This window comes from Marinobacter sp. (assembly GCF_965229985.1).
Classification (GTDB): domain Bacteria; phylum Pseudomonadota; class Gammaproteobacteria; order Pseudomonadales; family Oleiphilaceae; genus Marinobacter.
The window spans coordinates 1170299-1183592 of record NZ_OZ245935.1 but is presented as its reverse complement, the minus strand read 5'-3'; the positions used below and the strand labels follow the sequence as shown (position 1 = coordinate 1183592).

At 58.0% G+C, this 13294-nt stretch carries 8 protein-coding genes; 3 read left to right on the top strand and 5 right to left on the bottom strand.

Annotation, left to right across the window (positions count from 1 at the left end):
• The first annotated feature begins 10 nt into the window (after positions 1-10).
• Positions 11-901 carry a maltose ABC transporter permease MalG gene (gene malG / locus ACO06L_RS05375; protein ID WP_064228948.1) on the top strand — a complete coding sequence of 297 codons (891 nt, stop codon included), beginning with the start codon at positions 11-13 and terminating at the stop codon, positions 899-901.
• Between the two features lie 198 nt (positions 902-1099).
• On the opposite strand, the gene malK is transcribed toward malG, so the two are convergent.
• Positions 1100-2215 (bottom strand): maltose/maltodextrin ABC transporter ATP-binding protein MalK, encoded by a 1116-nt coding sequence (gene malK / locus ACO06L_RS05370; RefSeq protein WP_202347474.1) that lies wholly within the window; start codon positions 2213-2215, stop codon positions 1100-1102.
• A 31-nt stretch (positions 2216-2246) separates the two neighbouring features.
• The gene (locus ACO06L_RS05365) at positions 2247-3860 is read right to left on the bottom strand and encodes an alpha-glucosidase family protein (RefSeq protein WP_202347539.1); all 1614 of its coding nucleotides are present in this window, start codon (positions 3858-3860) and stop codon (positions 2247-2249) included.
• Positions 3861-4077: 217 nt separating this feature from the next.
• On the opposite strand from ACO06L_RS05365, the gene ACO06L_RS05360 reads away from it, so the two are divergent.
• Positions 4078-5091 carry an FAD:protein FMN transferase gene (locus ACO06L_RS05360; protein ID WP_227512767.1) on the top strand — a complete coding sequence of 338 codons (1014 nt, stop codon included), beginning with the start codon at positions 4078-4080 and terminating at the stop codon, positions 5089-5091.
• 21 nt (positions 5092-5112) lie between these two features.
• Here ACO06L_RS05360 and ACO06L_RS05355 read toward each other — a convergent pair whose 3' ends face one another.
• Genes ACO06L_RS05355 through ACO06L_RS05345 form a run of 3 tightly spaced genes read right to left on the bottom strand, consistent with a single transcriptional unit; the run spans position 5113 to position 10417 of the window.
• Positions 5113-6672, bottom strand: a complete 1560-nt coding sequence (locus ACO06L_RS05355; RefSeq protein ID WP_064228951.1) for a hypothetical protein — start codon at positions 6670-6672, stop codon at positions 5113-5115.
• Positions 6673-6684: 12 nt separating this feature from the next.
• Complete coding sequence (locus tag ACO06L_RS05350) at positions 6685-9150, bottom strand: LamG domain-containing protein (protein WP_202347475.1); 2466 nt, start codon at positions 9148-9150, stop codon at positions 6685-6687.
• Positions 9151-9181: 31 nt separating this feature from the next.
• The gene (locus ACO06L_RS05345) at positions 9182-10417 is read right to left on the bottom strand and encodes a hypothetical protein (protein ID WP_138103134.1); all 1236 of its coding nucleotides are present in this window, start codon (positions 10415-10417) and stop codon (positions 9182-9184) included.
• 170 nt (positions 10418-10587) lie between these two features.
• On the opposite strand from ACO06L_RS05345, the gene ACO06L_RS05340 reads away from it, so the two are divergent.
• Positions 10588-13278, top strand: coding sequence for a PD40 domain-containing protein (locus ACO06L_RS05340; protein ID WP_202347476.1), 2691 nt, complete (start codon positions 10588-10590; stop codon positions 13276-13278).
• Positions 13279-13294 lie beyond the last annotated feature (16 nt).

The following is a 13294-nucleotide window of genomic DNA, read 5'->3' as shown; positions in this document are numbered from 1 at the left end:
GGAGCTTCTTATGGCCATGGTTGAACCCCGCTCCACCAAATACCGCGTGCTGGCATCCCACCTGGGGATGCTGGCGTTCATCGCGATCATTCTGTTTCCGCTGCTGATGGTTATTTCCATCTCGTTCCGCAGCGGTAACTTTGCCGCCGGCAGCCTGCTGCCGGAGAATCCTTCGCTGGAACACTGGTATCTGGCGCTGGGTATTCCCTACACCGGTGAAGATGGTGTTACCACGCAGCCACCGTTTCCCGTGCTTCTGTGGTTGTGGAATTCGATCAAGATCGCTGTTGTTTCGGCGGTGCTGATCCTGGCACTTTCCACCACCAGTGCCTACGCCTTTGCCCGCATGCGTTTTGCCGGCAAGGGATTTGTCCTGAAATCCATGCTGATCTTCCAGATGTTCCCGCCGGTGCTTTCCCTGGTGGCGCTGTACGCCCTGTTCGATCAGATTGGCAATCACGTCAGCTGGCTCGGGCTGAATACTCATGGTGCGGTCATCGTGGCCTCCCTGGGTGGTATGGCGTTGCATATCTGGACCATCAAGGGCTATTTCGACTCTATTGACCGCTCCCTGGAGGAGGCCGCTATCGTGGATGGCGCCACCACCTGGCAGGCGTTCCGCTATATCCTGCTGCCTTTGTCGGTTCCGATTCTGGTGGTGGTGTTCATCCTGGCGTTCATCATGACAATCATGGAGTACCCGATGGCGTCGGTGCTTCTGGTAGACACCGATAAACTGACCCTGGCGGTGGGTGCCCAGCAGTATCTGTATGAACAGAACTACCTTTGGGGAGATTTCGCGGCAGCGGCGGTACTCTCGGGCCTGCCGATCACGGTGATCTTCCTTTACTGCCAGAAATGGATTGTCGGTGGCCTCACGGCCGGTGGTGTTAAAGGATAGGCGACTTCTCTTTACGCGATCTCTGCGTCTTCCAGCGTTAACTTTCGCGACCCGGTCAGGTTAATTCCCCCTGCTGACCGGGCTTTTTTTGGTCCCAAAAAAAGGGCCGGTACGTGACGGAACCGGCCCAAGAGTAACCCCGTTAAGGGTGACGACAGATCGAATCAGACAGGGGCCGGGTAGGCCCCTCGGAGTGGGTTAGAAGTCGATGCAGGGCTCCCGGTAGAGGCGCGGACAGGTGGTACCGTCCTGGCGGAACAGATGGCACTTGTTGGCGTTCATACCCAGGGTCATTCGGGCCCCTTCCTGAATCGGGTTGGAGCCATCGGTGCGCATGGTGATGACGCCCTCAACGTTATTGACGTCCAGATGTACCAGGGTCTGGTAGCCCAGGCGTTCGACCACGTGCACCTCGCCTTGCAGGTACATGTCGGCTTCCTGGTCTTCGCTCAGGTGTTCCGGGCGAATCCCGAGGGTGACGGTTTCGCCCTCGGAGAGTTCGGCGCCGTTCACCGGCAGCTCCAGACGGTGGTCACCCGGCATGACGATGGTGGCCGACTGGCTGCTGGCGGAAACGACGGTGCAATCAATGAAGTTCATCTTCGGCGAGCCGATAAAGCCGGCGACAAAGCGGGTAGCGGGGTAGTGGTACAGCTCCATGGGTTTGCCCACCTGGGCGATGGTGCCGTTGTCCAGGGCCACGATCTTGTCTGCCATGGTCATGGCTTCTACCTGGTCGTGGGTTACGTACACCATGGTGGCGCCGAGGCGCTTGTGCAGCCGGGAAATTTCGATGCGCATCTGGACCCGCAGGGAGGCATCGAGGTTTGAAAGGGGCTCGTCGAACAGGAATACTTCAGGCTCCCGGACAATGGTCCGGCCGATGGCCACACGCTGACGCTGGCCGCCGGAGAGGTCTTTGGGCTTGCGCTCCAGTAGCTTGTCCAGTTGCAGCAGGTTAGCGGCATCCTGGACCCGACGATTGATTTCAGTCTTGTTGGTTTTGGCAAGCTTGAGGCCAAATGCCATGTTTTCTGCCACGTCCATATGGGGGTAGAGGGCATAGGACTGGAACACCATGCCCACTTCCCGTTCCTTGGGCGGCAGGTTGTTAACCCGGTCGTTACCGATGTACATGTCGCCGGAGGTAATGTCTTCCAGACCTGCGATCATGCGCAGCAGGGTGGATTTGCCGCAGCCCGAGGGCCCGACAAAGACCACGAATTCTCCGTCCTGAATGTCCAGGTTAACGTCTCGGGTTACCTGGACTTCGTCATAACTCTTGCAGATATTGCGTAAAGTGACGCTGGCCATATCTCGTGTCTTCTTGTTAGGTCATTGAATGTCAGAGCCGGGCGATGTCGATGCCCCAGGGCCCGAGTGTCAGATCCTTGCCATGCCACTGGCCGCCCACGAAATCCGGGGTACCCGGTTCAGGTGAGCCAACGCCGGGCATTGGAATGGTGACGGCGCTTTCGCTCAAGTTCAGTGCCACCATCACGGTTTCATCACCCAGACTGCGTGTGTAAACCAGGGTATTCTTCGGGCTCTTGCTGAACTCTATGTCCCCTTTGAGCAGGATGGATTGATCCTTTCTCCAGTCCAGGAACGCCCGGTAAGCGGCCAGCACGGAATTATCCTCAGCATGCTGGACAGCGACAGCCGCATTGTAATGATCATCATAAACCGGCAGCCAGGGGCGCGCATCGGAGAATCCGGCGTGGGATTCCTCGTGGTGCCAGACCATGGGCGTACGGCAACCATCCCGGCCCTTGTATTCCGGCCAGAAGGTAATGCCGTAGGGATCGACAAGGTCTTCGTATTGCAGTTCGGCCTCGGTCAGCCCCAGTTCTTCACCCTGGTAGATGCAGACGCTGCCGCGCAGGGTCAGCAGCATGGCCATGTAGGCCTTGAGCTGCTGCTCCGATGTGGCGTTCCAGCGAGTGGCAACACGGGCTACATCGTGGTTGCCGATGGCCCAGCAGGGCCAGCCGTCGGTCAGCTTGCCTTCGATGGTGTTCACGGTTTTGTGGAAGAAATCCGCACCGTGCTGCTCTGTCAGCAGATCGAAGGAGTAAGCCATGTGCAGCTTGTCGCCACCGCTAGTGTAATCGGCCATGGTCTGAAGGGAATTGTCGTCGCCGATTTCGCCTACCGTGGTGGTGCCCGGGTACTGGTCCAGCAGAGCACGAAGGCGCTTCAGAAATTCGATGTTTTCCGGCTGGGTCTTGTCGTACTTGTGGAACTGGTAGGCGTAGGGGTTTTCCTTGCGCACGCCAATAGAGCCTTCTGCAACAGCCTTGCTGGCAGGGTTATCCCGCAGTTTGGGGTCGTGGAAGCAGAAGTTGATGGCATCCAGACGGAACCCGTCGACGCCGCGGTCCAGCCAGAATTTAACATCTGACAGAACCTGTTCCTGAACCTCCGGGTTGTGGAAGTTCAGATCCGGCTGGCTGGTGAGAAAGTTGTGCAGATAATACTGCTTTCTGCGACTGTCCCAGGCCCATGCCGAGCCACCAAAGACCGACAGCCAGTTGTTCGGCGGCGTGCCGTCGGATTTCGGGTCGGCCCACACGTACCAGTCTGCCTTCGGGTTGTCACGGCTGGCACGGCTTTCGACAAACCAGGGGTGCTGGTCTGAGGAATGGCTCAACACCTGATCGATCATGATTTTCAGGTCCCGCTTGTGGGCCTCGGCAATCAGCTCGTCGAAATCCTCCAGAGTTCCGAAGATAGGGTCCACGTTGCGATAATCCGAGACATCGTAGCCGAAGTCTTTCATCGGGGAGGTAAAGAACGGGGATAGCCAGATAGCGTCCACGTTCAGGCTGGCGATGTAGTCCAGCTTTGCGGTGACCCCGGGCAGGTCTCCTATACCATCGCCATTGGAGTCGTAAAAACTTCGCGGATAAACTTGGTAAATGACGGCGCCACGCCACCAGTCCGGGTTCTTGATCATGTAGCCTCGCTTGTACTTCTGGCGGTGAGAAGTTGTTATTGTTGAAGTGGTCATAGGATTCCACCCAAATAGACTCGATCCATACTGCGTCTGGCGCGCCTTCCCTTCATCCTCCTGCGCCACTTTTTGTTGGCGTAGACGGGGGGATGAGGGGGGAGTAGGAGGGGGGAGCCAACGATGGTGATGAGGAGTGGATAACAGACATGGTGAACCCAGAATGAGTAATGAAGGATTTAGCGAGTGGTTATGGCGCGCCCCGGTGTTGGTAACCTGCCTCTGGCTTGCCGGCTTTGCGGGCACGGCCAGCGCTGACTGGTATCGGTTCTCCGATACCGCCATGACGACGCCTGTCGAGCTGGAGTTCTGGGCAGAGGATAAAGCGCTGGCGAACCGGGTTGGGGAAGAGGTGCTGGCGGTTTTTCATCAGGTTGATGAGCAGATGAGTCGGTACCGGGAGGACTCGGAAGTCTCCCGACTCAACCGCAATGCCGCCAATGGTCCCGTTACCGTCAGTGACGGTCTGTTCCAGGTGCTTGAAAAGGCGAGGGAGGTATCGATTCTCAGTGATGGCGCCTTCGACATCACCTTTGGCTCAGTCGGTTATCTATACGACTTCAGGGCCGGCAAAAAGCCGACGGAGGAGGAGCTTCGATCTGGCCTGCCCCGGGTGAATTTCCGGGATGTAGTTCTTGATCAGGATGCGCGAACCGTCGAATTCCGCCAGGCAGGCATCCGGGTGGATCTGGGCGGTATTGCCAAGGGCTATGCCGTTGATCTGGGCATCGAACGCCTGATCAATCTTGGCATTCGCCATGCCCGGCTGAGTGCTGGCGGAGACATGCGGCTGTTGGGTGACAAGCGGGGTCGGCCCTGGTACGTCGGCATTCGAGACCCCCGCTCAGAAGGGCGCAACGCGGTGGTTCTGCCGCTGGAAGACGTGGCGGTGTCTACCTCCGGGGATTACGAGCGGTTCTTCGTGGATGAAGCGGGAGAAAGAGTCCATCACATCCTGTCGCCTGAGACCGGCAAATCGGTTCAGGGCGTCCAGAGCGTGACCATTATCGGCGAGGACGCGCTGACAACCGACGGCCTGTCCACGGCGGTGTTTGTTCTCGGACCTGCGAAGGGATTGGAGATGATCGAGCGTTTGCCGGGTATTGATGTTGTGGTTATCGACGATCAGCGCATGATGCACGTGTCAGAAGGGCTCGTTCCGCCCCAAACAGACTAGGGGCGGAACGAGCGGTTTCCGTCAATTTCCGATAGTGCCGTTTACGACATTCGAGAACGCAATAAGGCTGTCCTGAGATGTGCCATTGCCCAGTCCGTGGCCGTTGAAGCGGGTTCCGAACTGGTTTTGTTCACCGTGCAATGCCATGTAGTTGAGCAGCACGGTCTGAACCAACTGGTTGACGTTGTTGGCCGCAGGACTGGAGGCAGTTTCCACCGACGCATCAGAGCGCATGAAGCCGATCTGCCTGCGAATCGGAGTAGGGCGGCCTGCCGGGTTGTAAACCAGGAAGAAAGAGGCGGCCGTCTGCTGGTTGTCGCCGGTCCATTCGCCCTTGCCACGACCGTCCATGGAATCGTCAATCCGGCCGTTGCTCGACACCGAGCCGTCGCTGAATACGTAGAGCATCAGCGGCATGCCCACCCGAGCAGCGTACTCCAGACACGCCCCCATACAACGGCCGGCCTGTTCGTCACGACGTTCGCCGGTTCCGCGCTCACCCGTGTGGTAGTCGTAGCCTCCCATGGTGATCGTGCCGGCACCGGCATAGCCGCTCAGAACCAGCTTCATCACAGATGCAGTTTTGCGGAATTCGCGGTTGCTGTTGAACTCATCGCGGCTGAATATGCCAGTGGGGCCAACGATTTCGAGATCCAACTCCGGATCCAGATCCGCCGGGTTGCCGAATCGGTCGGCGAGATCGGCACTCTTTACATAGCCACAGCGGACAAGGTCCTTGACGACTTCATCCGTCGAGATGCCCGTATTGACCTGGTTCATCTTGGCGTCGCTGATGCGCTGGATGGATTCCATGACGGCGACAGCATCTTGCTGGTCCAGAATGCCGATCAGGTCGCCCACGTCCACCAGGCCGGTAACGTCTGAGGGCCGGTCAATCTTCGTGGGACGTACCTCAGGATTGATCAGGTTCATCGGTGCCAGCGAGTTACCACCGGATTCCGAACTCTGTGAACCGACAAGAGAGAGCAGGGAGCCGTCGGCACCGGCGCGATGAATGCCATACATCGGGTTATGGGGGTTGTTGCCGGTGTCGTTTTCCGAGCGAGCCGCAATAATGGCGCCGTCGATTGCCGCCCGGGTGCCGGCACTGGTGCTCTGCAGGATGCCGCGCAGGAAACCACTGTCGGAATGGAACGCCAGGCCCAGCTCAGTGTTCACGAACGCCGGGTCGTTCGGCAGCATGTCACCCGGCAGCCCGAGTTTGTTGTAGCCCGCGGTACTCAGGAAGTCCATTTGCCCGCCGGATTTTCCCATCAGCACGTTGGAGCCGGCAATGTTGGCACCGCCTGCCAGATCAAAGCAGATAAATGGAATCTTGCCGGCACCCTGAACCGCTATGCCACAGCTTTCCTTCAAAGTGTTTAGATCGTCTGAAAGCGCAGCTGCGGCCATTCGTGGGTTTCCGAACAGGCTGAACAGAGAGGCACCGAATACCGTCGCAGAGCCCGCCATCAGGCCTTGTGCGATAAACTCTCGGCGCGTCCTTGGCTTGCCGTGATCGTCGTGGAGCAGTGGGCTGCCGTTGACCAGGGGCTTTTTACGAGATTTGCGTATAAACATGATCGGCTTCCTCTACTGAACCAGGGTGGTGGCGCTGCCAAGCACAGCCGCGCAGCTTGCCTTTACGACCGTTTCTGTGCGGTCAGGCTCACACCCTGCACCACAGCTGGTCAGTCTATCCATGAGCTCGCTGAGCTCCGTTTCGATTGCGCTATCACCGGGCTGTGATGCCAGGTTGCTGCCCACGAACCGGGACAGCAATGGCCCGGTAACCAGGCTCTTGCCGCCATGATCAAATGCGGTGCTGGCCGGTGCTGAGAAATCGAACCCTGGGAACATCTGGTCCCGAAGTTGCGCATTTGAGACCAGGGCATCGCAATACTGGATGGCCATCTGGGTAACCGCCATCTGATGAGATGACAGGAAACCCTGGATCGTCTCTACCGTGGGCAATTGCTGCTTTACCGTGGTGTATGTGTTGAATACAGCCTGGTTGGTTGTGGGAACACCGGTCATCCGCGACATGGACTCGTTGATCTCGTCAAAAGTTTTCAAGCCGATCTCCGATGACGGTGGCAGGTCAGCGGGTTCCAGCTGCGGTGGCAGAGAAGGTTCCGAGCGGGCAAAGTTGTTACCGCCCAGTTGGTCGAACGTCAGGAAAAACTCATCGCTCTCGGGCCCGTTTTCCAGCGCAATGATGGTGCCAAGAGAGGAGAGCGGTTGCCCGGTGCCGGGTTCATAGCTGCCGCTGTCCAGGACAACGTCCAGGTTGGCCCAGGCCTGTCCGACAGTCGCTTCTTTGCCATTGATGCCCAGTCGCATGCCGCGCAGAGGAATGTTTGATGGCTCGGCGGTGTCATCAAGGCTGATGAAGAAGGGACTGGTGAACCGGTACGCATAGCTATCGAACTGGCTGACTTCGAACACGATGAAACTCTCGGGCACGTCGATCAGGTGAGAGACTCCGAACAGGAGATAGAACTTCTGACCAACACCCACCTCGAAGTTGGCCTGGACCTGTTCTGGTGTCAGCGCACGATTGTGGATGGCAACCATCCGGATCGCACCCTGCCAGGGGGAGTTGCCATCGGTCTCGTTGCCCAGTACCAGGGCAAAGCTGTCGTCCCATTCTGTCAACAGTCCGCCGTCGTCCGGGTCGACATCGCCGGTCGGAACGCCATTCACAAAAATCTGGCGCCCGGTCGTCGGGGTGTAATTCACCACCACGTGCTGGAGGGTTGCCTGCAGCAGCATGTCGGCGTCCTGGGTCGCGAAAGGCGTATTCTCATCACTGGTGGTGCTGCGATGCAGTACCTCGTAACGCTGGAGCGACTGGCTCAGGGTGACGTTGCGGGTGGTGGATGAGCCGGAGTAGGTCACGATCCGGGCATCCTCCTGGGTGATGTTGCCCGGGGCGACCCAGGCCTCGATGCTGTATTCGCCGGAGGCGGTCAGCAGGGTGTGCAGCTTCCGGCTGGCGGTGGTGCTGCCCTGGGCCTTGCCCGCAGGGATCATGAAACCCTGCTCGTCTTCGCCTGCGGGGCCAAGGTCAATACCCCAGCCACCAACCCAGTCGACGTTTCCGCTCAGGGTTAGGTCCAGCGCAGGCGACACGCCGCTGGTATCAAAAGCGGTCTGGCCTTCTCCGAACTTGAATTCGTAGAGGGCAATCACGTTGTCTTCAAACCGTCCGCCCGAGTTGGCAAGCAAACCGTCTGCCTGGAGGTTGAGTGCTTTGCTGGCAACCATTGCCGGGTCTACGGGCTGGGCGCTCAGGTCCTGGACCATTTGAAGAATCCTCAGCTCCATCAAATCGGCTGATGCCTCGCAGTCGTCATCCCAGCAGTTGTGGAAGTCATAGCGCAGGCGCTCAACCAGTCGGGATGCGCCCGGATTCATAGGATCGATACGGCTTTTGGCCTGATCGTAGGCAGTAGTGACATCGGCACTGGCAATGTAAGGGGTTTGGCCACCATCAGCATGGCAGTCGCTGCAATACTCTCTGAGTTCGGGGTATACCGTTGTGGCAAACAGGCCAGTGTCGCTGGGCAGGGCAACCGTGGCGCCCGGTTCTTTGAGCGCTGGAGCGCGTAGTTCAACGGTTTTGGCAGAGCCTTCTGAGCCGCCTGCCCAGTTGGAAATATAGGTGGTGAGAATGTCCACACAGGCTGACGTGCTCTGGAGCCAGCAATTGTGGCCACCGGCGACCTTGGTCACCATAGTGGACTGGGATGGATCAGACAGGTTAACGATGGAGTTCGCCTGGGCATAAGCCAGGTTCACGTCCTGCTCGTTGACGAACGTGGGTGCCTGGCCATTGGAGCCGTGGCACGCGCCGCATTTATCCTGGGTGACCAGGTTGTCCCACACCGTACGTTTGAAGTTGGCCACATCATCGGTGGAGGGTGGGGGCCCGTTGTAGGTAACCGTGCCGGAATTCTGGGAGGTATTCGGCAGTTGTTCCGTGGATTCGCCGCCGCAGGCTGAAAGCAGGAAAGCCAGGGCCGTGACTGCAATCGCTGATTTGAGGGAGCTCATGGAAATTCCTTTAAGTGTTTTCATAGCGTCCTCACTCCCCCATGCAATACACGGCGGATTCTGCGAATACCTGCTTCAGGTCGTAACCCTGGCTTGCGAAGCTGGCAACCATACTGCTTACCTGTGAACGGTCTGCGCTGTTTGAGGGAGGTCGCAGGCAGACATTCTCGAACACCTTCTTGACCTGGCACTCGGCGAAGGCGTCGGAATGGGCGAACTCTCTACCCAGGCTCTTGGCACCGGCGCCAGAGCCCGGGAGCGACTGATCCCATCCCAACCTGCGATTGGCGCCCTGGCGCCAGTAGTTATCCCAGCTGTCGTCTGGTGTCACATAGCCTTGCTCAAAGGTTGCAGCATTAATGTGATACTTGGCCTGAACTCTGGAGCCGGTTTCCGGATCCGTTTCGCCCATGGCGTTGTAGACGAGCCTGCCCAGCTCCCCATCAGGGTCGGCATTGGCGTCGTATTCGTAGTCGTAGTAGGCAAACGCCTGGGTCATGGGGTCCATGCCGCTGTGGCAGCCCACGCAATTATTCAGGAATACCCGGCTGTCACCACCCGGGCTGCGGGACACATCCTGGCGAATGCGGTCTGGTGGCAGAGTAACGTCCGCAACCTGCTCCAGGTCGTTGCACATGTGATTGATCAGCGTGAAGCGGAACATGGCACGGTTGGTGCCCGCACTGAAGAATGCTCGGGCTGAGGCTCTTGACGTAATGACGCCCGCGGTGGCAGAGGGCGGCAGGCCGGTGTAGGTCGACTGATTCACGCTCATCAGATTGTTCTTGAGGCTGGCCCCGCTGTTCTCCAGGGATTCGTAGTGATTGTTGTTGCTGTTGGAGTAGTTCGGCAGATTCAGGGAAGGATCTCCGATATACAGCACATCGTCATACAGGACTTTGCGGAAATCTTCCCCGTCCCGCACCAGGCCAATCACCGTGGCGATATAATCATTGAGGGGTACGAACTTTGACATCGCCTCGTTGGTCCAGGGGGCGGCGAAATTCTTCAGGGTGACGTCGTAGAAGGCGCTGTCCTCCATGGCAGTGAAGGCGGCGTCAATCGTGTTGCCCGAGATAATATCGCCTTCCATCTGGTTGAGAACGTCGGCGGAAGGGGGCACACCGGCTATCCGGTCGTGGATTCGTTTGGCCTGCTCTCTGGGGCCGGCCTGAACAAGGCTTGCCTGTCCAGACATCAGTGCGACGAGAACTGCGGTACTGCAAGCCTTGCAAAGGAGGCTCCTGATCCTGTTCCGGGCGGTCATGTCCTTTCCCTCGGTGATCGATAGCATTTGCACATTAATGCTTTTTGACAATTGTTAAAAGTTTACGGCTTGCTATATCCTTCGTTTTGAGTCGTAGGCCACGTTATTACATTGCGTTACGTAAAACCCTTGGAGCCTGCCAACGGAACCGACTTAATTTATGTCATGGAATGTCATCCGAAACAGGGTTTGTCACGTTGGAAATTAAGTCGCCCAGCCTAAATATCTCCCGCAGTGCTCGCCTGGCTATCGCACTTGGCTCGCTTGCCGCTCTGTCTGGCTGTCTTTCAAGCAGTGACAGCCAGCAGGCAGATCCGGTTGTTGTCGAGAACCCTGTGGCTTATGTCGAAAGGGCTCTGCTTTTTGACGAGAACACCGGTGCCCTGGTGGAGGACAACCTGGCCGACCCGAGCGCCTTTCGCCCCGGTGCTCGACTGCTTCTGAAGGCCAGCGCGACCGCCGACGCCGAAACACGGGATATTGCTTCCAGGGCGTTCGCCGGGCCGCAATTCCTCGATGACAACGGCCAGTTACGTTACGACGTGAAAGATCTCCACGTATCCCACGATGGCTCCAGATTGCTGTTCTCCATGCGCGCCCCGGAGATCGAAGACGCCGATGACGAGGATCAGCCAACCTGGAATATCTGGGAATACGACGTTAGTACCGACGCCCTGCGTCGGATCATCGATTCGGACGTCACTGCCCGTGCTGGCCAGGACGTTGCGCCCGCCTATCTTCCCGATGGCAGGATCGTTTTCTCTTCAACCCGCCAGCGGATTTCCAAGGCGGTGCTGCTGGATGAAGGCAAACCCCAGTATTCCGGCCTGGACGAGGAGGGTGACAGCCCTGCGTTTGTTCTTCATGTGATGGACGATGATGGCCAGAATATTGAGCAGATCACGTTCAACCAGAGCCACGACCTCGACCCTATGGTGGCCGATGATGGCACCATTGTGTTCAGCCGCTGGGACAATGCCGGCCAGACCCGCAACAACGGTGTAAACCTCTATCGCGTGAACCCTGACGGCACCGGCCTGAGCTATCTCTTCGGTCGTCACTCTCACGATTCGGTACCAGAAACCAACGATATTCAATATCTGCAGCCCCGCAAGTCAGACAGTGGCAATCTGCTGGTTCAGCTAAGGCCATTTGAGAGTGATGATTATGCGTCCGTGTTGGCAGAAGTCGATGTTGACCAGTTTGTTGAGGCCAACCTGCGCACCGACGGGACCGAAGGTTCTGGTCAGCGCTCGCTTGTGCCCGGTGTAGGCCTGGATGGGCAGCTGTCGCTGAAAGGCAGCTATGCATCGGTTTCACCGCTGCTGGACGGTACCAACCGTTACCTGGTGAGTTGGACACCCTGCCGGTTGCGGGAAACAGCAACCGACCGGATCGTTAACTGCACGGAAGACCGCCTCCAATCCGAAGAATACCAGCCCGCAGAGCCCGTCTACGGTCTCTGGCTTCTCGATATCACCAGTGAAACCCAGCGACCAGTCGTCCCACCTGTTGAAGGTATTCAGTTCGATGAAGCCGTACTGATGAAGGAGCGGTCCCTGGAAGGATTTATTCCTGAGTCCCAGTTTACCGGTGATGAGGGCGCCCTCGGGGATGCCGGTTACGGGGTTCTGCACATCCGCAGTGTCTATGATATTGACGGAGTAGACACCACGCCGGCTGGTATTGCTGCAATGGCCGATCCGCTGCAGACGCCACCGGAGGATCGGCCTGCCAGGTTCCTTCGCCTGGAAAAACCCGTGGCCATTCCCGATGAGAATGTCCGGGATTTCGACAACAGCGCTTTTGGCCGCAGCCGAGCTCAATTGATGCGGGAAATACTGGGTTACGTACCGATCGAGCCGGACGGCTCAGTGAAGGTGGCGGTGCCGGCTAATGTCGCATTCGCCATCAGTGTACTGGATGAGCAAGGCCAGCGAATCGGTGCCAGGCATCAGAACTGGCTGACGGTGCGCCCAGGCGAGACCCTCGAGTGTTCAGGGTGTCATAACCCGAACAGTCCGACACCCCATGGCAGGCCGGATGCCGGTCCATCGTCCGTGTGGGGTGGGGCCGCAACCACCAGCCTTCCGTTTCCGAATACCGACCAGGCTCTGTTTGCCGACATGGGTGAAACCATGGCTCAGGTGTTTGCCCGCATCAACGAGATTCGCCGGCCGACGCCGGATGTGATCTATGCCGATGAATGGTCCGGAGATGCCGTGGATCCCAAGCCTGAAAGCTTTGCCTACGCCTATGCCGATCTGCAGACACCGCCGCCAGTATCCGGCGTTTGCGCCACCGACTGGGCGCCGAATTGCCGGATCGTGATCAACTACGAGCAGCATATTCACCCGCTCTGGGGCCTGAATCGGGAGGTGTTGGACCCGAACACCATGACGGTCGTGGATGACTACACCTGCACCAGTTGCCATACCGACACTGATGCGGCAGACGCTCAGCAAGTGCCGGCTGGACAACTGGATCTGGGCGATGGCCCTTCACCCGATGAACCGCTGCATTTCAATGCCTACCGAGAACTGCTTTTTCCGGATAACAAGCAGGAGGTGGTGAATGGTGCGTTGGTCGATGAACTCGAGGATTCGGGAGAAATACTGAGAGATGAAGAAGGCAACCCAATTCTGGATGCCAACGGAGACGAGCAGCCCATTTTCGTAACCATTCCAGTGCCAGCGTCAATGTCTGTTAACGGCGCCCGTGCCAGTGATTTCTTCGATGTATTCGCCGAGGGGGGAACTCACAGGGATTTCCTGACTCCTGCAGAACTTAGACTGATCGCAGAGTGGCTGGATATTGGCGGCCAGTATTTCAACAATCCGTTCGATGCCCCGGAAGACTGATCCAAGGACTGACACT

Excerpts from the sequence above, each read along its gene's own strand:
- ACO06L_RS05345 (WP_138103134.1), bottom strand. The coding sequence starts at position 10,417 with ATGACCGCCCGGAACAGGATCAGGAGCCTCCTTTGCAAGGCTTGCAGT.
- ACO06L_RS05365 (WP_202347539.1), bottom strand. The coding sequence starts at position 3,860 with ATGATCAAGAACCCGGACTGGTGGCGTGGCGCCGTCATTTACCAAGTT.
- ACO06L_RS05355 (WP_064228951.1), bottom strand. The coding sequence starts at position 6,672 with ATGTTTATACGCAAATCTCGTAAAAAGCCCCTGGTCAACGGCAGCCCA.
- ACO06L_RS05340 (WP_202347476.1), top strand. The coding sequence starts at position 10,588 with ATGTCATCCGAAACAGGGTTTGTCACGTTGGAAATTAAGTCGCCCAGC.
- malK (WP_202347474.1), bottom strand. The coding sequence starts at position 2,215 with ATGGCCAGCGTCACTTTACGCAATATCTGCAAGAGTTATGACGAAGTC.
- malG (WP_064228948.1), top strand. The coding sequence starts at position 11 with ATGGCCATGGTTGAACCCCGCTCCACCAAATACCGCGTGCTGGCATCC.
- ACO06L_RS05350 (WP_202347475.1), bottom strand. The coding sequence starts at position 9,150 with ATGAGCTCCCTCAAATCAGCGATTGCAGTCACGGCCCTGGCTTTCCTG.
- ACO06L_RS05360 (WP_227512767.1), top strand. The coding sequence starts at position 4,078 with ATGAGTAATGAAGGATTTAGCGAGTGGTTATGGCGCGCCCCGGTGTTG.